21 protein-coding genes are annotated in these 22,334 nt (G+C 54.4%); 14 read left to right on the forward strand and 7 right to left on the reverse strand.

All coding sequences use genetic code 11. The annotated features are described in order from the left end of the window. The first annotated feature begins 249 nt into the window (after window positions 1-249). From VB712_RS10215 to VB712_RS10235, 5 genes are all read left to right on the forward strand, one after another. The gene (locus VB712_RS10215; RefSeq protein WP_323254458.1) at window positions 250-411 is read left to right on the forward strand and encodes a hypothetical protein; all 162 of its coding nucleotides are present in this window, start codon (window positions 250-252) and stop codon (window positions 409-411) included. Beyond that, a complete protein-coding gene (locus VB712_RS10220) occupies window positions 395-670 on the forward strand; it encodes a DUF86 domain-containing protein (protein WP_416236310.1) in 276 nt (91 codons plus the stop codon). The genes VB712_RS10215 and VB712_RS10220 overlap by 17 nt, the downstream gene beginning before the upstream one ends. Window positions 671-874: 204 nt before the next feature. Further along, window positions 875-2,533 (forward strand): glycerol-3-phosphate dehydrogenase, encoded by a 1,659-nt coding sequence (gene glpD, locus VB712_RS10225; protein ID WP_323254460.1) that lies wholly within the window; start codon window positions 875-877, stop codon window positions 2,531-2,533. Window positions 2,534-2,537: 4 nt separating this feature from the next. Next, the gene (locus VB712_RS10230) at window positions 2,538-2,978 is read left to right on the forward strand and encodes a DUF4332 domain-containing protein (protein ID WP_323254461.1); all 441 of its coding nucleotides are present in this window, start codon (window positions 2,538-2,540) and stop codon (window positions 2,976-2,978) included. Between the two features lie 227 nt (window positions 2,979-3,205). After that, window positions 3,206-3,691: a hypothetical protein gene (locus VB712_RS10235; protein WP_323254462.1), complete on the forward strand. Its 486-nt coding sequence runs from the start codon at window positions 3,206-3,208 to the stop codon at window positions 3,689-3,691. Here the strand turns inward: VB712_RS10235 and VB712_RS10240 are convergent. Further along, window positions 3,688-5,103, reverse strand: a complete 1,416-nt coding sequence (locus VB712_RS10240) for a sensor histidine kinase (RefSeq protein WP_323254463.1) — start codon at window positions 5,101-5,103, stop codon at window positions 3,688-3,690. The two genes, VB712_RS10235 and VB712_RS10240, sit on opposite strands and share 4 nt — an antisense overlap. Window positions 5,104-5,439: 336 nt before the next feature. Here VB712_RS10240 and VB712_RS10245 point away from each other — a divergent pair, with 336 nt between their 5' ends. From VB712_RS10245 to VB712_RS10265, 5 genes are all read left to right on the forward strand, one after another. Beyond that, window positions 5,440-6,834 carry a serine/threonine protein kinase gene (locus tag VB712_RS10245; protein ID WP_323254464.1) on the forward strand — a complete coding sequence of 465 codons (1,395 nt, stop codon included), beginning with the start codon at window positions 5,440-5,442 and terminating at the stop codon, window positions 6,832-6,834. 284 nt (window positions 6,835-7,118) lie between these two features. Further along, on the forward strand, window positions 7,119-8,264 hold the full coding sequence (gene ftsZ / locus VB712_RS10250; protein ID WP_416236311.1) for a cell division protein FtsZ: 1,146 nt from the start codon (window positions 7,119-7,121) through the stop codon (window positions 8,262-8,264). Window positions 8,265-8,270: 6 nt separating this feature from the next. Continuing rightward, window positions 8,271-9,074 carry a bifunctional hydroxymethylpyrimidine kinase/phosphomethylpyrimidine kinase gene (thiD, locus tag VB712_RS10255; protein WP_323254466.1) on the forward strand — a complete coding sequence of 268 codons (804 nt, stop codon included), beginning with the start codon at window positions 8,271-8,273 and terminating at the stop codon, window positions 9,072-9,074. 43 nt (window positions 9,075-9,117) lie between these two features. After that, complete coding sequence (locus tag VB712_RS10260; RefSeq protein WP_323254467.1) at window positions 9,118-9,645, forward strand: hypothetical protein; 528 nt, start codon at window positions 9,118-9,120, stop codon at window positions 9,643-9,645. Between the two features lie 64 nt (window positions 9,646-9,709). Beyond that, entirely contained in the window at window positions 9,710-12,499 is a 2,790-nt protein-coding gene (locus tag VB712_RS10265) for a cation-translocating P-type ATPase (protein WP_323254468.1), read from the forward strand. Between the two features lie 51 nt (window positions 12,500-12,550). Here VB712_RS10265 and VB712_RS10270 read toward each other — a convergent pair whose 3' ends face one another. The 6 genes from VB712_RS10270 to VB712_RS10295 all read right to left on the reverse strand — a co-directional run bounded on the left by VB712_RS10270 (window position 12,551) and on the right by VB712_RS10295 (window position 18,765). Continuing rightward, the gene (locus VB712_RS10270) at window positions 12,551-12,976 is read right to left on the reverse strand and encodes a bacteriohemerythrin (RefSeq protein WP_323254469.1); all 426 of its coding nucleotides are present in this window, start codon (window positions 12,974-12,976) and stop codon (window positions 12,551-12,553) included. A gap of 144 nt (window positions 12,977-13,120) precedes the next feature. After that, complete coding sequence (locus VB712_RS10275; protein ID WP_323254470.1) at window positions 13,121-13,573, reverse strand: hypothetical protein; 453 nt, start codon at window positions 13,571-13,573, stop codon at window positions 13,121-13,123. Window positions 13,574-13,581: 8 nt separating this feature from the next. Beyond that, a complete protein-coding gene (locus tag VB712_RS10280; protein WP_323254471.1) occupies window positions 13,582-14,361 on the reverse strand; it encodes a hypothetical protein in 780 nt (259 codons plus the stop codon). Between the two features lie 4 nt (window positions 14,362-14,365). After that, window positions 14,366-15,586 carry a hypothetical protein gene (locus tag VB712_RS10285; protein WP_323254472.1) on the reverse strand — a complete coding sequence of 407 codons (1,221 nt, stop codon included), beginning with the start codon at window positions 15,584-15,586 and terminating at the stop codon, window positions 14,366-14,368. Between the two features lie 51 nt (window positions 15,587-15,637). Further along, complete coding sequence (locus VB712_RS10290) at window positions 15,638-17,890, reverse strand: iron uptake porin (protein ID WP_323254473.1); 2,253 nt, start codon at window positions 17,888-17,890, stop codon at window positions 15,638-15,640. Between the two features lie 284 nt (window positions 17,891-18,174). Then, the gene (locus VB712_RS10295; RefSeq protein WP_323254474.1) at window positions 18,175-18,765 is read right to left on the reverse strand and encodes a hypothetical protein; all 591 of its coding nucleotides are present in this window, start codon (window positions 18,763-18,765) and stop codon (window positions 18,175-18,177) included. Window positions 18,766-19,062: 297 nt separating this feature from the next. On the opposite strand from VB712_RS10295, the gene VB712_RS10300 reads away from it, so the two are divergent. From VB712_RS10300 to VB712_RS10315, 4 genes are all read left to right on the forward strand, one after another. After that, a complete protein-coding gene (locus VB712_RS10300) occupies window positions 19,063-19,404 on the forward strand; it encodes a DUF760 domain-containing protein (RefSeq protein WP_323254475.1) in 342 nt (113 codons plus the stop codon). A gap of 52 nt (window positions 19,405-19,456) precedes the next feature. After that, window positions 19,457-20,518, forward strand: coding sequence for an A/G-specific adenine glycosylase (gene mutY, locus VB712_RS10305; RefSeq protein WP_416236312.1), 1,062 nt, complete (start codon window positions 19,457-19,459; stop codon window positions 20,516-20,518). A gap of 68 nt (window positions 20,519-20,586) precedes the next feature. Further along, entirely contained in the window at window positions 20,587-20,757 is a 171-nt protein-coding gene (locus VB712_RS10310; RefSeq protein WP_323254477.1) for a hypothetical protein, read from the forward strand. A 134-nt stretch (window positions 20,758-20,891) separates the two neighbouring features. Continuing rightward, window positions 20,892-22,202 carry a DICT sensory domain-containing protein gene (locus tag VB712_RS10315; RefSeq protein WP_323254478.1) on the forward strand — a complete coding sequence of 437 codons (1,311 nt, stop codon included), beginning with the start codon at window positions 20,892-20,894 and terminating at the stop codon, window positions 22,200-22,202. Window positions 22,203-22,334 lie beyond the last annotated feature (132 nt).

Consider the following 22,334-nt stretch of genomic DNA (forward strand, 5'->3'; position numbering starts at 1 on the left):
GACTTGAATGTGAAAGGGTTAGTCTGCAATCGGCATCGTGCTGAGTCGATAGTGAAGCGGGTTTGTATCCTGCGCCTGGGACGAACTACCGTGGGGCAAACGGGAAGTTATACGCTTGGGGAGATTACACCTCTGGCTGGGTTGGAGCAATCCTGCTCGGTTAAGTCCGGTCGATGAACCAAGAATCCCCGTCGCTTTAGCGCGGGGAGTGTCAATTCAAAAAGTGATGTAGATGTATTGGTACAGTTTTTGCCCGGAAAAACGCCAGGGTTGGCGATCGTCACCATTGCGGATGAACTCAGCGATTTGTTCGGGCGAGTTGTGGACTTGCGCACCTCTGGAGATTTGAGCCGTTATTTTCGGGATCGAGTGTTAGATGAGGCGTTACCTATTTATGAGCAAGGTGGATGATTTAACCCGTCTTCGGCACATGCGTGATGCTGCGAGCAAAGCGATCGCCTTTGTTAACCAGAGAACTCGCGAGGATTTAGAGCAGGATGAAATGCTCGCTCTGGCATTGATTCGCCTGATTGAAATTATCGGCGAAGCTGCCAATTATGTTTCTCCAGATTGCCAGTCTGCCTATCCACAGATTCCGTGGCGTGAAATTGTTGGGATGAGAAATCGAATTGTTCATGCCTATTTTGATGTTGATCTGGATGTGGTTTAGCAGGTTGTTACGGTGGATTTACCACGGGTTTTGGGTGTGACCCGTCAAGGGATTCAGCAATGGCAAGGGGGAGACAATGAGGATTAACCCAGAGGGGTCAAATGGTTAGTCGCTCAGAACTCAACCTACAGAAAGATACGCCTGGGGGGGAATTGCGCTAAGGTGCCAGGGAACGTGATCACCCTGACAGCATAAACCATCACGATGAGAAACTTTGCCAATCTGGAAGCAACCCCCTTTGATGTGGTCATTATTGGGGGAGGGATTAATGGGGCCGGTACTGCAAGGGATGCAGCGATGCGCGGCTTAAAAACCGTTCTGTTGGAGCGGGGGGATTTTGCCAGCGGCACCTCAAGCTGGTCAACCCGTTTAGTCCATGGGGGCCTGCGCTATTTGGAATATTTTGAATTGCCCCTAGTGCGGGAATCGCTGCGGGAGCGAGAGGTGTTGTTGCAAACGGCCCCCCATTTGGTGAAGCCGTTGCTGTTGACGGTTCCCATTTATCGGGAGCGATCGCGCCCCTACTGGAAAATTCAAGCGGGGATGTGCCTGTATGACCTGCTCAGTTATGACAAGTCTGTGCCGAAACACCGGATGCTGCCGAAAACGGAATGTCAGCAACTGTTCCGCAGCTTGGATCAGGAAAATCTGTTGGGGGCGGCGCAATATTACGATGCCCAAGCGGCCTACGCCGAACGGCTCTGTTTAGAAAATATTTTTGCAGCCCAAACCGCTGGGGCAACGGTGTGTAACTACATGGCGGTGACGGATCTCGCCGTGGCGGATCAACGAATTACCGGCCTCACCTGTGAGGATCAACGCAGCGGTGCAACCTACAATCTCAAAACCCATGGCAAAACCATGGTGATCAATACCGCTGGCCCCTGGGTGGATCGGGTGTTGGGGTTAACGCCAAAAGAGGTGCGATCGCCCCGTAAAATTGGCGGTACTAAAGGGAGCCACATCGTCGTTGAGCCGTTCCCCGGCGCACCGGCAACCGCCCTCTATGTGGAGGCGAAAACCGACGGCCGCCCCTTCTTTATCGTCCCTTGGCTGGGCCAAGTGCTCATCGGCACCACAGACATCCGCTTTGAGGGGGAATTAGATCCCTTGAAAGCGGATGATGCGGAGGTGGATTATTTACTCACGGAAACGAATTTAATGATCCCCACGGCGAATCTCAGCCGTGCTGATGTAACGTTTACCTATGCGGGCGTGCGCCCCCTACCCTATCAAACGGGAAAAAATCCTGGGGCCTTGACCCGCAAACATATTTTGTTTGACCACCAAAAAGAGGGAATTGACAATTTAATTTCGCTGATCGGCGGTAAGCTCACCACCTATCGCCATGTGGGGGAGGAATTGGTGGATAAAATCTATCGTAAACGGGGGGAATCTGCGCCTCCTTGTCCGACGTTAACCACCCCTTTACCCGGTTGCATTCTCCCTACTGATCCCCGCATCCAAGCCCGCATTGATAGCGAGCAAAACCAACTTTCCCCGGAAACGATCCATCATTTGTTCACGCTCTACGGATCCCAGGCCGATGGGGTGCTGGCATTGGTGGATGAGGAGCCGGGATTAGCGGCTCCGATTACGGGGAAACTCCCGGATATTCAAGCCCAGATCGTCTACGGGATTCACAACGAAATGGCAGTGACGTTTGAGGATATTCTGCGGCGGCGGACGACGATCGCCCTCCAGGATGGTTATGGGTTAACGGCCTTGGGGGTATTGGCGCAGGTGGCTCAGGACTATTGCGGCTGGTCGGGGGAGGATTGCGATCGCCAAATTACCGCCTATCATCAGTTTATGCACCAAAATTGTATTCCCAGTTTCGAGCGAGAACCGCTCACGGTTTAAAACGATGGATGCCCCTTCAACCCTGCGATCCTTGAGTTGGCCCGTGGCGCAATTACCGGGGCTGCCGGCGGCCCAAGCAGCCGCCATGGCGGCGGTGGGGATCCACACCACCGCTGATCTGTTAACCCAAGGCCGAACCCCCGCCCAACAGGGAACCATGGCCCCCCGCCTCCAAATTACAGTCTCTGAACTGCGCAAATGGCTGGCTATGGCGGATCTCGCCCGTATTCCCACGGTGGGCTGTGCCTATTGTGGCCTCTTGCTCCATGGGGGCATTGCCTCGGTGGTGCAACTGAGCCAAACCCCCGCCCCCCGCCTCCATGGCCAACTGCTCCGCCTCCATGTGGCCACAATGCAGCGGCGGGATCTCTGTCCCACCTTACCCACGGTGCGCCAATGGATCACCGAGGCACAGGTATTAACACGGAGAGGATTACGTCATTAGGCTGTGGTTAATCCGGGCAAACTTTGTTTATCCTAGAGAGACGTAAAGAATCACTCTGTAGTCTGTGGGTTATTCCCACTAGCAGCGTGTCGCTCTCCCAATCATCTGGCTTGCATCCGTGTTTACCCTGTATTTAATGAGTTAAACAAAGATAGTCCGTAGGATTACGGATTGTATTGGGAAGAGTGGAAAACTGAAATAATGCTTTTCATTCAGCTTGTGGACTCATGGTTCTGCGTTTTTCTTGGATTGTTGGTGTTTTCGGGATGATGGCCGCCATCATCAGCGGGGGGGAGGCGATCGCCTCCCTAGATAAAAATCCCAAAGCCACGCCCCAACCCGGTCAACTACCAGAGGGGTTTTATCACTACGGCGAAGCGAGGGAGCGTCAGCAAGTGGGGGCAACCTACCTGTTGTTGACAGTGGAGCAACGGGGGATCCATGGCATGATCTATCAGCCCAATTCTAGCTATCACTGCTTTACCGCCACGCTCCATCCCGATCACCTGGCTCTGCTGATGGTGGATCGCACCACTGATGATCGCTTCACCTATGCCATTCCCCGTGTTGCCCAAACCTTAGTGGCCAGCACGCAGACGACCAAACCCAGTTTGGCCTTAGTGGGTTATCACCCCATTGACCCGGTCACACCGGAGGATCAAAACCTGCTCATGGAATGCAATCCAGCGCGACGGCTGACCCCTGAGGGTTAGGCGCAGGATACGCAAGGGGTGGGGCGCTGTTCCGCCACAAGATGCATGGGGGCAGACTGAAGGGGTAGCGTGATCGTGATGGTTGTGCCTTGGCCCGGTTCAGACTCGCAGGTGATCGCGCCGTGATGTTGTTGGGTGATGATCGCATGGGCAGTGAATAGCCCTAACCCTGTGCCTTTCCCCACGGGCTTCGTGGTGAAGAAGGGATCAAACACTTTGGTTTGAATATGGGGGGCGATGCCGATGCCATTGTCACGGATTTGCAGTTGGAGGCGATTCTCCAGAGGAGAGGCTTCGTCAACGCCCATCGTTTTAGCTTCGATGTGGATATGGCGATCGCCCGGCTTCTGGGCTAAAGCATCCATGGAATTTTCGAGAATTTGTAAAAACACCTGATTGAGGGCCCCCGCATCCCCGGCAATGGTGGGTAAATTCCGATAATCCCGCCGCAGTTGAATCCCCTGCTCCTCTAGGGAGGAATCCAAAATCATTAAAATACTGTCGAGATTCTCCTCCAAGGCCATCGGTTTGATCCCCTGTTCATCGAGATGGGAAAAGGTGCGCAGAGCGCTGACAATTTGGCGTACCCGTTGGGTGCCATACTGCATCGAGTGAAACAATTGGGGACAGTCTCCCCGGAGGTAGTCCAAATCAATGTCATCGAGCAATTGGGCGATCGCCGCTGAACCCTGGGGAAAATCCGCTTCATACTGAGCCACCAATCGTAGCAAATCTTGGGTATAGCCCTGTAAATGGCGGAGATTGCCCTCGATAAACGTCATCGGATTGTTAATTTCATGGGCCACCCCTGCCACCAACTGCCCTACACTGGAGAGCTTTTCCTGTTGGATCATCTGGGCTTGGGTGCGGCGCAGTTCTCGCTCAATTTGCTTGCGCTCCTCCACCTCTGCTTGCAGTTCTTTCACCTTGAGCCGTAATTCCAACTGATTCACCACCTGACGACTGAGGGCCATTAAAGCCTGAGTCTGTTCGGGGGAAAGATCGCGGGGTTGCGAGTCAATTACACAGAGGGTTCCCACCCCATAGCCCTCCTGGGTAATCAGGGGAGCACCGGCATAGAAGCGAATTTCAGGATGGGAGGTGACGAGGGGATTGTCGGCAAAGCGGGGGTCATCGGGGGCATTGGGAATGACCATCACCTCTCTTTGGAGAATGGCATGGGCGCAAAAGGCGTGATCACGGGAGGTTTCGGTGGCATCAATACCCACCTTGGATTTAAACCATTGGCGATCGCCATCCACCAAACTCACCAAAGAAATCGGCGTGCCACAGATTTGGGCCGCCAATTCGGTGAGGTCATCGTAACCACTTTCAGCCTCAGTATCGAGGACATCGTAGCTGAGAAGTTTGGCGAGGCGATCGCTCTCATTTGCGGGTAAAGGCGCTTTCATGGTGATGGCTTAAAAATAAGGGGAGTCACAAAAAGTTGGTAAACTCCACAGACTCGGCGGAGCAAGCCCCCCATCTGCGGTGTCCCAATCGTACAAGCATGGCAATGCAGCAACAGCCTTTACCGATCCAGCGCGGACACCCCTGCGTGCAATCACTCTGCTCTGGGGCAGGTTAAGGGCTGCACGATCAACAACAATGGCGATTGGCGATCAAGGTTAAGACTCTATTTCTAAAATAGGGAAACCTTGTGAAAAACTCGTGAATTCCCGAAAACCTTCAGTCTACCGAAGCACTGGCCTAAAATGGAAAAGCGGTTTTTTTACGGATAGATGGCGATGCTGGGGCAATTGCTCGATGGTCGATATCGGATTCAGTCGGTGCTGGGCGCGGGGGGATTTGGTCAAACCTACCTGGCGGAAGATCTACGTCGTCCCGGCCAGCCCCGCTGTGTGGTGAAACATCTCCACCCCGCTAGCAATGATCCCGACGTGCTGCCCACTGCCCGCCGTTTGTTTGCCACGGAAGCAGAAATCCTGGAAAAACTGGGCAATCATCCCCAACTTCCTCGACTGTTAGCCTATTTTGAGACGGATCAGGAATTTTATTTGGTGCAGGATTTTATTGATGGCCTCACCCTGGCGACGGAATTAATCCCAGGGCAACAATGGCCCGAGGCGGAAGTTTTACACCTCCTGCGGGAAGTCCTGACGGTGTTAGTGTTTGTCCATAGCCAGGGGGTGATTCATCGAGATATTAAGCCCGATAATATCTTGCGGCAACGGAGCGATCGCCATCTTTTCCTCGTCGATTTCGGAGCCGTGAAACAAATCCAACTCCACAGCACGTTTTTTAGCAGTCAATCCAACCCCACCATTGCCATCGGCACACCGGGCTACATGGCCAGCGAACAAGCCCACGGTCGCCCCACATTCGGCAGTGATCTGTACAGCTTGGGGGTGATTGCCATCCAAGCCCTTACAGGCGTTCCCCCCAGCCAATTTCAATACAACCTCGATACTAACGAACTGGAATGGGATCATTCCCGCTGTAGTCCAGAGTTAGGGGCAATTTTGACCCAAATGACTCGGTATTTGTGGCGCGATCGCCCCCCCTCCGCCGAGCAGATCCTCGCCACGCTCCCCCCCGATCCCCTCACCCTCCCCACACCCCAAGTCCCACACCCCACACCCCAGATCCCACTCCCCCATCCCGACCCCCTCTCCGCCATGGCTACCTACGCCGTGGCCCCCCAACACCCCACCCCAGCCCCCACAGCCCCCCCTCCCCCCCTCACCCCACGCCCCCGCGCCAACTGGGGCCGCCGCTTAAAATTAGTCGGGGGCTGTCTTGCCCTCTCCGTCGGCATTGGCGGCGGCATTGCTCTACACAATTGGCTTGAATCCGTTTCCGCATCCGTTGCCCAAGCCCTCACCCTGCCGCCTTGGGTGGGTCAAGTGGGGGAATGGGTGGAGCAGGTTAACGATTGGACAGCGCAAATGGATACCTGGTTAACCCCCGCCCAACGCTGTGAAGTGGTCAATGTCAACAGCGCCCTGCGGGTACGGGCAACCCCCAACGGCAAAATCATCAATGGCCTCAAAGCTGGAACCATTGTGCGCCTCACCGGCAACAGCGAAGCCCAATGGCAGGAAATTCAACACCCTAAAGGGTGGGTCTATGGGGATTTTCTCCGTTGTGAACCCCAAGCGACGGAAAGCGATCGCGCTTAAATCCAGAGGCAATGATCAGAGTTGGGGTTAAATTTCAGCCTATCGGCCAGTTAGGCAGGACAACCCTAGGCTTAGGCTTAAGATTAATGGAGATGATCAAAACCGAGGGTTGGTTGTAAACTAAACCCTGTCTATCGCATTAGAATCAAAACAACCAACCTGTTCAACAATACGCACCTGTGACTGTGGCTAGTAACACACCCTTCAATAATCCGGGGTTATCCCTGCCCCACGCCAATGAATATCCACCATCCCAGCCCGAACCTAAACCACGGGAGACGATTATGCCGAGCAACGCTGCCAAGATTAAAGTCATTGGGGTCGGAGGCGGGGGCTGTAATGGCGTAAACCGCATGATTGCCAGCGGCATCACAGGCGTTGAGTTTTGGGCGATTAATACCGATTCCCAAGCCCTGGAGATGACCTCTGCTTCCCAATGCCTCCAGATTGGGCAGAAATTAACCAGAGGCCTGGGAGCGGGGGGCAACCCTGCCATTGGCCAAAAGGCAGCGGAAGAATCCCGTGATGAAATTGCCAACGCCCTGGAAGGGACGGATCTGGTGTTTATTACCTCTGGGATGGGGGGAGGAACCGGGACTGGGGCATCGCCGATTGTGGCGGAGGTGGCCAAGGAAATGGGTTGCTTGACGGTGGGGATTGTCACCCGCCCCTTTACCTTTGAGGGTAGAAGGCGCACCACCCAAGCAGAAGAAGGAATTGCGGCGCTCCAAAGTCGCGTCGATACGCTGATTGTGATTCCCAATAACAAACTGTTATCGGTGATTTCCCCCGAAACCCCCGTTCAGCAGGCCTTTATTGTCGCCGATGACATCCTCCGCCAAGGGGTTCAGGGCATTTCTGACATTATTATCATTCCAGGGTTGGTGAATGTGGACTTTGCCGATGTGCGGGCAGTGATGGCGGATGCCGGTTCGGCGTTGATGGGGATTGGTTTGGGTTCTGGTAAATCCCGGGCCCGGGAAGCGGCGGTGATGGCCATTTCTTCGCCTTTGTTGGAATCTTCCATTGAGGGGGCGAAGGGGGTGGTGTTTAACATTACCGGCGGCCCAGATATGACGCTCCATGAGGTGAATACCGCCGCAGAAACGATCTACGAAGTCGTTGATCCCAATGCCAATATTATTTTTGGGGCGGTGATTGATGAGGCGATGCAAGGGGAAGTGAAAATTACGGTGATTGCCACGGGTTTTAATGGCGAAGCGCCTAAGGGGGGCAATAGTAGTCGCAGTAGTACGACGGCTAAGGGCCGGGGCCAGGCTACTGGGGCAACGTTACCCAAACAGCCCCCTGTGCCGCCGATGCCGCCGACAACTCCCCCCCCTGCACCGATGTCCCCTCAACCCAATCCTGGCGGCGGTGGCTTGGATATTCCGGAGTTTTTACAGCGGCGGCGGTCTCCCCGACGGTAGGTCACAATGACGATTGCACGGGTCTTAACAATCGCCGGTTCTGATAGTGGCGGGGGTGCGGGTATTCAAGCCGACCTCCGCACGTTTGCCATGCATTGTGTCCATGGGATGAGTGCGATTACCTGTGTGACGGCCCAAAATACCCAGGGGGTAATGCGGGTGGATGCTTTGCCCCCGGAGGCGGTGGTGGCGCAGATCGTGGCGGTGCAGGGGGATATTGGGATTACGGCGGCGAAAACGGGGATGCTCCTCAATGGGGAGATCATTAGGGCGGTGGCGGCCCATTTGGCGCAATTTCCCATTGCGCAGTTGGTGGTGGATCCGGTGATGGTGTCCCGGTCTGGGGCGCAGTTGTTGGCGGCGGAGGCGGTGACGGCGCTGCGCGATCGCCTCTTTCCTCTGGCAACGGTGCTCACCCCGAACCGCTATGAAGCCCAAATCCTTACCGGCCAGGAGATTACCAATGTAGACACCATGGCAGTGGCAGCCCGGCGCATCTATGACGAGAGCGGGATTCCGGTGGTGATTAAGGGGGGTGGGTTGCGGGGGGAACTCCAGGGGACGGATGTTTGGTATGACGGCCAAACCTTGGAGGTGTTAGCGACGGCGACGGTGCAAACCCCCCACACCCATGGCACGGGTTGCACGCTATCAGCGGCGATCGCCGCCCACCTGGCCCTCGGGGCGGATCTCCCAACCAGTATCCAACGGGGGAAAGCCTACGTTACCGCAGCCCTGCACCATGCGATCGCCATCGGCCAAGGCACAGGCCCCGTCGGCCATTTCTTCCCCCTCCTGGGCCAGGGATAATCCTACTTGTGGTTCACCATCGTTCATGAGCATTTAACCCCCTATGGCTAACGCACCCCAATTTCAGGATCAACCCAATCCCCAAGCGAAGAGCGGGATTAAGCTCGCCCAACCCAAAGCGGCTACCCCAGCCCAAAGCCAAGCCGCCGTCCCGATTACGGTGTACCGCCAATTGGCTAACGAATTCCAAGTCCTCCAAGCCCAAACGGCCCATCTCCAGGCGGAAAACCAAGCGCTTTTGACCCAAAACCGCCAGATGTCCACCGCCCTCCAACAGATTGCTGACTATCTCGCCCCTCTCCAGATCCGGGTTGATCCGGAGCAGTTTGAAGAAATGGCCGTTATTTCCCCTCGGGCTGCGGATTATCCTGCCACGTTTGCGCCACAGGAGGAAACGGTGGAAACAGTTAGCGCTGAACGATATAGCGGTGATCTCCGTCAGCGTCGTCAGCGTCCCCCTGCCATTAACCATTGGGTGCTGTGGTTTGCAATGATTGTGATTATGGTGGTGGCTTTGGGGGGCGGTTTTATGGTGGTGCGCTCCCTGTTGTCTAATCCCAGTGGCGATTAGTTAATGTCGGGGCGAAAAATTTTTCGCTCCATTGCCCTCCCTACCCTTTTATTTTTTTGACCCCGTGACCCAGTTTGATTCTCCCCTGCCCCCTCTAAGCCAGCCTTGGTATGCTCAAACCCTTGATGAAACGCTGAAGGGTTTGAAGAGCGATCGCCAGGGCCTTACCCCCCAAGCGGTGGAGCAACGCCGGCAACAGTACGGCCCCAATGAAATTATCGAAGCCCAGGGGCGAAACCGCTGGCAAATTCTCCTCGATCAGTTCAGCAATATTATGCTGTTGATGCTGATCGGTGTGGCTTTTGTGTCGGGGATTTTGGATTTTCTCGCCCTCCGCAGCGGGGAGGGGGTGGATGTACCCTTTAAAGACACGATCGCCATCTTGGCCATTGTTGTTCTCAATGGCATTCTCGGCTATGTCCAAGAGGTGCGGGCGGAGCAGGCCTTGGCCAGCTTAAAACAAATGTCCTCTCCTCAGGTGCGGGTTCTCCGGAGCGGCAAACCCCAAGAGATTCCCGCGCCGGAATTGGTGCCGGGGGATATTATGCTCATTGAAGCCGGGGTACAGTTGGCCGCCGATGGGCAATTGTTGGAAGCTAACGGGTTACAAATCCGTGAGGCGGCCCTGACGGGAGAATCAACGGCGGTGACAAAACAGGCGGGGTTGGTGTTGGGAGTGGAGACGGCCTTAGGCGATCGCCGCAATATGGTCTTTACCGGCACAGAAGTCCTTCAAGGGCGGGGAGTGGCGATCGTCACCGCCACGGGCATGGCCACGGAATTGGGCAAAATTGCCGAACTCCTCCAAGGCGTAGCCGATGAAGCCACCCCCCTACAAAAGCGTATGGCCCAACTGGGGAATGTGCTGGTTGCCGGTTCCTTAGTTTTAGTGGCTTTGGTGGTAGGTTATGGCTTCCTACAATCGGGGGATTTTAGCCGCCTCCCGGAGTTAATCGAAGTCTCCTTAAGTATGGCGGTGGCGGTGGTTCCCGAAGGCTTACCCGCTGTGATTACCGTAACGCTGGCGATCGGCACCCAACGCATGGTCAAACGCCACGCCCTGATCCGCAAACTCCCCGCCGTCGAAACCCTCGGCAGCGTCAACACCATCTGCTCCGATAAAACCGGCACGCTCACCCAAAACAAAATGGTGGTGCAAACGGTGCAAACCCTCGGCAATCAACTGCGAGTGACAGGGGAAGGCTACGGCCCAGAGGGGAAATTCTTTGCCCCCGATGCCCAGGTGGTAGGCACAGCAGACTATCCAGAAATCCAAGGGCTATTGGTGGCGGCGGTGCTGTGCAATGATGCCAGTTTACAACAGGGCAATGGCGGCGAATGGTTGATCCTCGGCGATCCCACCGAGGGGGCATTGCTCACGTTGGGGGCCAAGGCAGGACTTTGGGCCCAAAGTTTGACCCCCCATTTCCCACGGGTGGCGGAAATCCCCTTTTCCTCAGAGCGTAAACGGATGACAGTCATCTGTGGCGCTGACCCGGAGCAGCCCAGCACCACCTACACGCTGTTTAGCAAAGGCTCCCCGGAACTCCTGCTCAACTGTTGTGAACAGTATCAATTTGGCGACCATGCCCACCGCCTCACCCCCAAGGAGCGGCAGGCGGTGAGCCGTGTGAATGAAGAGATGGCGAGTCAGGGGTTACGGGTGTTGGGCTTGGCCTATAAATTCCTGGATCAGCTACCGACGGCGGAGGAAGACCCAGAACAGGGGATGGTGTGGTTGGGCATGGTGGGGATGTTGGATGCGCCTCGGATGGAGGTGGCGGAAGCGGTGCGTCGTTGTCGGGCGGCGGGGATTCGTCCGATTATGATTACCGGGGATCATCAGTTAACGGCGATGGCGATCGCCCAACGCCTCGGTATTGCTGAACCCCAGAGCCACAGTCTCACGGGGCAAGAGTTAGAAAAAATGTCCCAGGCGGATTTAGAAATTGAAGTGGAGCGGGTGAGCGTTTATGCGCGGGTTTCCCCGGAGCATAAGCTGCGCATTGTCCGCGCCTTGCAACGGCGAGGTAAGTTCGTCGCCATGACCGGCGATGGGGTCAACGATGCCCCGGCCCTGAAGCAGGCGGATATTGGCATTGCCATGGGGATCACGGGGACGGATGTCAGCAAAGAAGCCAGCGATATGATTTTGTTGGATGATAACTTTGCAACGATTGTGGCGGCAACGGAGGAGGGGCGGGTGGTTTATACGAATATTCGCCGCTTTATCCAATACATTTTAGGCAGTAATGTCGGGGAAGTGATCACGATCGCCGCTGCCCCGATTTTGGGCTTATCCGCTGTTCCCCTTACACCGTTACAAATCCTCTGGATGAACTTAGTCACCGATGGTTTACCGGCCCTGGCCTTAGCGGTGGAGCCAGCGGAGCCGAATGTGATGAATCAGCCCCCCTTTCGCCCCGATGAAAGTATTTTTGCGCGGGGTTTAGGGTCTTATATTGTCCGGATTGGCTTGGTGTTTGCCTTCTTTTCCATTGCCTTGATGGTGTGGGCCTATAATACCCATCCCGATCATTGGCGCACGATGGTATTTACCACGCTGTGTTTAGCCCAGATGGGCCATGCGATCGCCGCTCGTTCCTATACCCGCTCGGCCTTCGAGATGAATCCCTTTTCTAACCCGGCATTACTCCTGGCGGTATTCAGTACAGGGGCATTGCAATTCCTGTTGGTATATGTCCCTTTCCTGCGGGATTTCTTCGGCACAACATCTTTAACCCTTGAGGAATTTGGCGTTTGTTTACTGTTTAGTACCGTGTTGTTTTTGTGGGTAGAGGTAGAGAAGTTATTTATCCGGTTTGTGTTAGGGCGAAGAATGCGCTCAAGATAACCAGAACGAAACGCCGGAATTTTTTCCTAGTCAGGACTTGGGATGCTCCTGTCACCTTTGGGCGGTCATAGGGGTATTAGCCCGTGACCGGAAAAAGCGAATCATGCTTTGATCTTCGCCCTTAATGTGGTGGGAAAGCCACTCAGCCAAGAAAGCCGTGAGATCATGAGCTAAAGTCGCGTTGGGTTGATTAAATTGCTCCAGTAAAGCCGTGACTTTAGCCAAGAGATTATCATGTACCTGTTTGTGACGACGATAGCCAGGATAGCTGAAGGCTTCCATGAGCGCTTCTTCATGGTGAAAATGCTCAATGGTGTGGGCTGCCAGAGTTGAGAGAATCCCTTGAATTTGGGATGGGGGGGCAGCGGTGGCGATCGCCTCATCTAGCGCATTAACCATCGTAAATAGGGCTTGGTGTTCTTGATCAATGCGATCATCACCAATGCAGTATTCATCTCGCCAGTGAACTCGGGGCATAGGTCGTTTGCAAAAATTAATTCCGGATTGATTGAGAAACCACTATACAGCTTTTTTCATCATGACCAAAAACGATCTCAAAGTCCATTTCCCGTTCTGGGGGATTTAGGGTGAGGGTATGTTCTCAAGCAGAACAAACTATCGCTACTGAACGAGATTAAAATCCCGATAATTGTTAATCGTCATGGGGACAATGCGGGTCATGCGAGGCGATCGCCCTTGGCGCATGACGCGAATAATTTTCGGGGTATCTGCTGAGACTAATGCGCCTTGGTTGGGAATGGTGGCGGGTTGACTCAGATCAGCGATCGCCCCTTGGTGGTCGGGGGCGATCGCAAAGGGTTCTAAACGTTCCCCTGTCCAAAATCTCACCTCATCATAGTCTTGGGCGGCGGTAAACATCCCCAAGGAAGAGAAGGTATAGGATTGTGTAGCCAGGGAATGCTGAAATCGTGGTGTTGGGAGGGGTGGCGACTGGGGGGGATTTGTCACCGTTCCTTGGGCTTGGGCGAGTGAAGATATCCCAAGGCTGACCATCACCCCAAGGAGCAGGGGGAAAATAAGGGCTTTACCGGATCGGGAGGCGTGAGAAAACATAGTCCTTCTTAAGGATAAAAACGAGGGGGCAGTGGTGAGGGGATCGCTTCCGGCGGCGGATCGACGGTGATGAACGGCATTGTCGCCGCACCATCTCCCCCCGGTAAAACCGGCTCAGGATTGGTCAATGGTTCAGGAGATTCAACCGTAGCGAAGCCGGCCTCCTCCTCCAGATCCCGATCCCCCTGCTCCGATGGCCCCTTAATCAAGACCCCATTTTCCAACGTAAACACCCCTGGAATTTTCAGTTCCGCTGTTTTTTCCAGCAATGGCTTACCAAAAAAGGTTAAGGATAAATTCCCTTTGACATCACTGAGACTAATCTTAGTAATTTTTGCATTTTCAATCTCTAACAAGGCTCCATTGATCAGAAAATCCGCATTGGCTTGCAAAGCAAATCGACCCAAGGCCCGCCCGAAAATTTTCGGTTCAATGGCCGGTTCATGCTGTGTTGTCAGGGTATGTTCGAGGAGGGGCAAAAAGTCTGGAGAATCGGGAGGATGTTTTTCAGGATCGGTAAATTCCTGAAGGGCTTGATGGACACTCCAGGCCTTAGCCCAAATATCACGGGGCAGATCAATATCCACCAATTCCTCCACCTTATCCAAGATCAAATTCAGCAGGTCTTGATAAAAGCTAGGGGGCAACTTCATGCCCTTCACTTCTTCCCCCACTTGGGCGGTAAATTGCTTGAGAAAGTCTTGATCTAGAAATTCATTCGCCTTCTCTTTGACCGCTGATTTGATGCCGAAAAAACTACTCAGGGTTAACGTCTGGGTTTCACTCATGATGCTATCCTCCCAAGGTGGTGACATTGACATTTAACGATGAGGCATTGTTGGTGATGGTTGAGGGGGAAGGATTGAAGGCAGCAACCTGCATGGGTGCACCCATCGTTCCCAAATCCACCAAGCCCCCTGGTGCTTCCAACCGTTGCCGTCCAGGATCCCGATGTAACTGCACCGCCATCCGAATTTTGGGGGTTAAGGGGCCGGGGGTTTTCACCGCCTGTTTGGCGGCGGGTGGATTGCTAAACAGATTAAAATTCAGATTTGATAAGGCGGCGGCGGCATTGGCCTGTTGCGCTTTAATCCGATTCCGACGCATTTGATTGCCTTGATAGCCCCCTGCACCCAAAGCCACTACCCCACCGCCAGCAGCTACAGCCCACCACCAAAACCGGGAAGCGATGCCCTCTGTTGTAGGATCTGGAGTCAGCGTTTCTGTGAGGGATTCTTGGGGTTCTAAAATATCGCGGCGATTCTCCGTTGGAGAGGCTTTGTCAACGCGGGGGGTAGGGGCTGGGGTGGCTTGGATGTTGGATTCTGGGGCTGGGGTGGTTAGGCTTTGGGTCGGCGGGGTCGGGGCGGCCGTATTGTTGCGCGTTGGTGCATCGGACGATGTGCCTTGATTCACCGTTGTTGTGGGGGTCGCGTTATCCCGTTGGGAGCGTTGGGGTTGGGTGGTGCGGGGTTGTGGGTTAGTTGGGGTTCGATTGGGTCGAGCGGGTTGGGTCGTGGAGGTGGAAATCGGGTCGGGGGTCACGGAGGATTGATTAGAACTCGGACGCGGGGAGGGTTGGGCCTGGGGTGTGATGACGGTTTCAGGGCTGAGGTCAGGCAGGGGAACATTACTGGGCCGGGGGGAGGGTTGGGCCTGGGGTGTGGAGCGGGGGACGGTTTCAGGACTGAGGTCGGGGAGAGAAATGTCGGGCAGAACGGGGGGAATAGAATAGTTGTTTGGGATGCTGGTGCATGACGGGCAAGTGGTATCAGAACCGAGGGTTGGGCCATCGGGGGTATTCACGCCACCGACGGAGGGTTTGGGTGGAGTGGCTGGGCTAATCGTGGGAGGAACGTAACTCGGATCGGGGATGTAGGTGTGGGTAATCGGGTCATAAACACAGGCGGGCGCACCGCAGGCTTGGGCAACAGCGGGGATGCCGGTGATCAGGCTATCGACGAGGGCGGCGCTAGCGGTGAGGGCAAGGGCGGTGAGTAGGATCGGTTTCATGGTGGGATCGGCTGTGGGGTGATTTGGCTAGAGGGGGAAATCTTGGTGAACTTAGAAGGATAGGGTGGTGCGGAGGGAGGCGATCGCCACCGGATCACTGCCTCGACTGTGGTTGGGGTTAAAAATGATCGCTAAACCCGGTGTGATGGAAATGCGGTCTGTGATGCGCATTTGGTAGAAGCCTTCGAGGTGGAGGGTGCGATCCTGTCTTCCTCCACTGGTTTCCCCCGATGTTCCCGCAAACAAACTCGGCACATTCCCCGTTAACACACCCCCAGATCGCAAATTTGTCCCGGTAATCCGGGGCGGTTGCCCAAAGAACAAACCGCCGAAATTGCCCTCGCCCCCCAAATCGGGAAACTGGGCAAAAATCATCCAATTCACCGTTTGCACATGGCCACTGTGGGATACCAGTTGCGAATCCGTAAACCCGAACCAAGTCCCCAAACTCACAGCCGGGGTGACTTCCCAATTCATCGTCGCCCCGAAAGCATGGGTCGATAACCGCGCCCCATCCACCACCGCCACCTGATCATCCCCAATCCCCGTTCCCAGGAAACCCCCTAATGATCCGGAATAGGCATGGAGATAATGGAGGGCAATATCGAGGGATGGTTTCGGAGTCAGCAATGTTTGCAGCCCCACGGTATAGGCTCCCCCTAACAACCCCTGGGTCGAATCACCGCCAAAGGTCGCAGCATAGACCCCTTGCACCGAAACCCGCTCCGACACCTGCCAATCAAAGCCAAAGCCGCTATTCCCCGCCCCCACTTGCAAAATCGGGTTACGCTGGGCAAACCGTGAAATCGGGCCAAACCCCGCACTTTCCACCCGCGATGGCCCCCGAAATACATTCGTTGGACTCACCCCTACCGGGCCAACGATCAGCGCTAAATCCTCAGTGATCAGTTCACGATAGGTGACATCACTGAGGATTAAATCGTTATCTGTATCCAGTTCATATCCCAACCGGAGGAAATTATTATTAAATCCAAACAGGGAAACATCCCGCGTATCCAGATTGCCCGCTTGCAAACCCGTGAGCAGAAAACGGCGGGGCGAAAATTGAGTGAGTAATGTCAATTGAGCGTTATAGCCCAAAGTGAGATCGCTGGCCTGATCAGGGGTTTCCGGAATGCGATCGCGATTGAGGCCAATCACATCACCATTGATGATGCCATTGGTAATATCGGCTCGGCCCTGGGTGCGCCCCTGCAACCCGAAAACCACTTGACCGTAGAGTTTGGTGGTGGTGGAAAATTGGTTATCGGCGAGAAATTGCACCCGACTGTCTAGATTATCGATGCGTTGCCCCACTTGGGAGAGTTCACTCCCAAACTCATTCATGATTTTTTGCAAGATTTCGAGATCTTGACGGGGGATCAGGTTGGTTTCTGTTTCGGTGATGATCCGCTCCATGGTTTGGAGGCAGGCATTGGCCCCGGCTGCAAATTCGTAGCGGGAGAGGGGGCGATTCCCCCGAAATGACCCATCGGGATACCCTGCCAAACAGTCATACCGACCTGTTAAATCCGCCAACGCCCCATAGGCCCAATTCCCCGGCTCCACATCCCGCAACGCCCAAACCGGCGTAATTTGAGCCATCGGCTCTGAGTCCAGGGATTCCCATGGTTGCGGTGGGGGGGCGGGCATAGCCGCAGGATTGAACTCAGCTAAGTTTGGGGGGAGCGGAGAATTCGGCTCAGATGCGGGTAACTGCGAGGGTGATGAAGTTGGAGGGGTTGGGAGTGGTTTTTGTGGGGGGTGTTGGGATGCGGGAAGGGGGGGCGATGGAGCGGGATCCATCGCTAACGGAGGTAGAGTCCCGATCTCAGATTGCTCCTTTGGCTCAACATTTTCCCTGTGTGGGGGTGTTGTTGTTGTCCCATCCTCCAGCGGCTCAAGGGTGAATTTAGCTGGAGTTTGGGCAATGGCCACCGCATCGGGAGACGGTTGAGGGGCGACGGCTAAGGGCAATGAGGGATCAGTAGATACCTGAGCCGTTTCTTGAAAATGGGGAAGCGTTGCCACGGGTTTAACGGCAACCCAGGCGGGTTTTGGCGTTTTTTGAACTGCCATCGGAGCGGGAGCGATGGGGGCCTTGCTCACCTGTGGCGTAGGCTCCGGTTTGGTCTGCTTCTCCATCGTGAGGGTGAGTGTGGCCGGTTGTGCAGTCTTTTCGGGTGCATCTACCGTTGCCGCATCTCCTTCGAGGGAATCTAGGGATTGCGCTTGTACTGCCTGTGCTGCAAGTAATGGGGCGATCGCCACTGTTGACATCAACCAGAACTGTATTTTTAACACTCAACCCCCATCTATAGCTGACACAATTGGGCTATTAGCATATATGCTATCAAGCCCTTCCTTTGTAGAGACTATTTAATAATAAAAATTTAACAATAATACATAGTTTTTCTGTATTAACAAGAAAGTTCAAGGGTGTTGTTTTGGTGTTATTAAAACCGGTAATTACCCTTATCGGAATTAAAGAAATTCCCAGAGCATTTTCGTGACCCATGAGCAGTCTTACAGGGGGATCACGGTATCCCAATTGCTTCAGAATCGGATTTGATCCAGCGAATTCTAGATTAGCGATCGCCTGAAGCAGTCCGGGTAGGGCTAATGCCCCAAGCCATGAGGAGGGGTACACCCAGACCAACCAGGAGGTTCAACCCTAACCATGTGTAAGATGCCGGGCCACCAAACCCATGGATATAGAAGCCTCGGCGGGTTGAGGACAACAACGCATCCCAGATCAGATGAGCGCTCATACCGACAGACAGACCGATCGCCCCATCCCGCCCCCATTTAACCAATGTCTTTTGCCAAATCGATAGGGTGGGAATATTCACCAACCAGAGCCAACCGCCCAAGAGTGCGAGGGGAATCACCACTGAATGGAACAACCAACTGCGGTGGATGAGAAAGCGCAACCGAGTGGCTAGGTAGAGGGGAATATCCCAGTCGGGGATGGCCATGTAAAACAGGGTATGACTGAAGAAGGGGATTCCCAATTTTCGCAAGAAGAAGAGTCCACTCGCACCCCAGATCAGCATCACTAAAAAGCAAATCGGGTTAATCACACCTGCGGCAACCCGCGCCCGACGCTCCAACACCCACCAGAACCCAACGCCGGTCGCAATCCCGACGACAAAATGCATCAACTTATCCCACGTCATAAGTCTTTGGTGTTAACGTTGACCGTCTTGATCTTATAGCAGTTTTCACAAACTTGAGATACAAAGATCCCCCTCAATCCCCCTTAAAAAGGGGGAAGTGGTGTTCTCATACTTTCGCAATCCGCTATATCTCGAATTAATAAATGCCGGTGCATGATTGAGATGGCCTGTGGTGCGAGGCTCTGAGGGGCGATCGCCCCTCCCTCGGTTCTCTCTCCCGAAACGAATACAGTAGAGTGGAGGAGGAAGCATCTTCTTCCGCTATTTGTTGATTAGCCCTGTGCTAGGAGGATTTTTTTGAATCACAACCTCAATCCGGGTTCCGATTTTTCATTAGAGAGTGATACTGCTAATCGGCTTTGGCAATACGTCCAAAGCCTTAGCCCGGAAATGATTGCTCAACTCTCGAAACCTCAGTCCTCTGAGGTGTTTGGCGTGATGGAGCGCAATATTGTCGGCCTACTGGGAACCCTGCCCTCTGAACATTTTGATGTCAACATCAGCACCAGCCGTGAACATTTAGGGCGGCTCCTTGCTTCGGCGATTATGAGCGGCTACTTTCTGCGCAATGCGGAACAGCGGCTTAATTTTGAAATGTCCCTCCATGGCATCCACAGTGAGCCGGAAATCACCGAATAAGCCCAAAGATGGTGATTTGAGCCAGTGGCAACAGGTTTGCCAGGATTTACCTATGGGGATGCTACGGCGATCGCTCCTCCATTGGTATCAGGCCCAGGGGCGTACCCTGCCTTGGCGCGGCGAAACCGACCCCTATCGCGTTTGGGTTTCCGAAATTATGCTCCAGCAAACCCAGGTGAAAACGGTGATCCCCTACTATCACCGCTGGTTGGCGGCCTTTCCCACCGTGGCGGATTTGGCCCAAGCCGATCGCCAACAGGTGCTTAAACTTTGGGAGGGGTTGGGGTATTATGCCCGCTGTCGCCATCTCCATGAAGCAGCGCAAATTATTGTTGAACAATACAGGGGGATATTTCCCACAGACCTAGAAGCGGTCTTGAAATTACCCGGCATTGGCCGCACCACAGCGGGGGGCATTTTGAGTGCGATCGCCAATCAACCTTTAGCCATTCTCGATGGTAATGTTAAACGGGTATTAGCCCGACTGACGGCGTTACCCATCCCCCCAGCCCGCGCCTTGGGGCCGTTGTGGGAACTCTCTAGCCAATTAATCGATCCCAACCATGGCCGGGATTTTAATCAGGCGATTATGGACTTAGGGGCCACCGTTTGCCTCCCCAAGCAACCCCTTTGCCTACTCTGTCCTTGGCGATCGCCCTGTCTGGCCCATACCCAAAACCTCCAAACCCAACTCCCCATGCGTGAAGCCACTACCCCCCTCCCCCATAAAAATATCGGTGTTGCCGTGATCCAAAATGATCAGGGTCAAGTCCTCATTGATCGTCGCAAAGATGAGGGGTTGCTCGGCGGCCTCTGGGAATTTCCCGGCGGCAAATTAGAAGGGGATGAAACGGTACAAGCCTGTATTATGCGGGAGATTCGCGAAGAATTAGGCATTGAAATCGAAGTAGGCGAACACCTGATCACCCTCGATCACGCCTATACTCATTTTCGCATTACCCTTAATGTCCATTATTGCCGCCATCTCAGCGGTACGCCCCAACCCCTAGAATCCCAAGAGGTGCGCTGGGTAGCCTTGGAGGCATTGCGGGATTACCCGTTCCCCAAAGCCAATGGCAAAATTATTGATGCTTTGTTGGGGGGCGATCGCTAACCATTTACTAGCAGTTTTGTAACGCAACCGTTACAATGATTAAGAAATGTAACAAAACTGAGATTGCCATGACCACACCCCAACCCTCCGTCACCCCCACCGCCCAAGAACCGAAATTTGGCTTTAACGACTATTCCGAACGCCTCAACGGTCGCGCCGCCATGATTGGCTTTTCCCTAACCTTGCTCATTGAAGCGCTAACGGGCCAAGGGGTTTTGGCTTGGCTGGGCTTAACCTAAGGCAATGGCCCTGAGGCTAGACCTTTTTCTGGAGGCAAGGCGGCTTGCCTCCATTGCCGTGATCCAGAAGGTGGCACAATGGCCCCATTCATCATTTTTTTGATTTCCTATCCGTCTTAATCCCCGGTTTTATCATGCGCCCTGGCTCTCTGCTGGAAAAACTCTGTACCGCCCATCACGATACGGCTCAACCCATTAACCTAGGGGTGTATTACAAAAATACCCTGGTGGCTCTGTGCCATGCCCTAGAGGATTTTGTTCTGGAATCTGAACAACCGCCCCTACTTTTAGCGGCTTTTCAACAGGGAAAATGGTATCTCCAGGAAGCAGAGCGGTATGGGGCGATCGCCCAACGGAGTCGGCACATTGTTATCCTCGCCGCCGCCGGAGCCGGGTTTGATCAACAGGCTTTAGCGCAAGAGAATATTGCCCTGGTGGAATTAACTGCTGATGATCCCGTTGCCCAAGAATGGCATTTAATCATCCTATCCCCCAGCTATAGCGCGATGGTGTTATGCCAAGAGCTTTCCGCCGCTGACTACGGCAAAACCGGGCAACCCGAAAACGATCTAGAGCGGAAATTTTACGGATTTTGGACGTTTGAGCCGGATTTAGTCCAGGAAACGGTTTTGCTCACCATTGACCACATTCGCACCTATAACGCCCCCCTCGCTGACCAGTTGATGGGGGAATTGACCAAGATGCAGGCCCATTTTGGCCAATGTCAGCGGGATGATCTCAATACAGTGGTGATCAATGTGGTGCGATCGCTCCAAGCCAGCCAAGGCCATGATGAGAATCAACCCTTGAGCGATAACCTCCTTTCCAACGAAATGCAGGCCTTCCTGCGCATGGCCCAACTCATCGATCACGCCGATGTCACCAACCCCAACGCCGCCAGCGAAGTCGCCACCCTCGCCGAAACCCTAGGGCAACTCCTCGACCTCCCCGCCTGGCAAATCAAACGCCTCCGCCTGGCCGGCCTGCTCCACCGCCTCGCCCCCCTCACCAACGCCACCCAATGGGCCGACCTCCAAACCGATACCCAACGGGAAATGCTCGCCAAACAAGGGATCTTCCCTAAAGCCTCAGTAATGCGGGTCATGCCTCAATTACAGGCGATCGGGGAAATCGTCTCCCACCAAAGCGAAGCCTGGGACGGTTCCGGTCGTCCCGACGGTTTAGCCTACGATGCCATCCCTTTAGAATCCCGGATTCTTAGCCTTGTTGCCCAGTTTCAGCACCTGGTGCATCGGTATAGCCAAACAGACCCAAACCCCCTTGCCCCCGCCTTACATGATTGCCAAGCCCAAGCGGGCAAACAATTTGATCCGAAACTGGTAGAAGCCCTCGGACTGTTAGTTTTGGGCCTACAACAGGGCATGAGTTTAGAATCACCATCCTTAAAAATTGCCTCTGGGATTTGGCTTTTAGATGAGGAATAGCCCCCTTGACACTCCCCGCGCTAAAGCGACGGGGATTCTTCACTCAACGAGCCAACTTGCTCAGACAGGATGACTCCAGCCAAAGTAGAGGTCGATTCTCCTGAAGCGTTGCTTGCGTCTCGCGCAAAAGTT

Source organism: Spirulina sp. CCNP1310, from assembly GCF_034932185.1.
Taxonomy (GTDB): Bacteria; Cyanobacteriota; Cyanobacteriia; order Cyanobacteriales; family Spirulinaceae; genus Spirulina.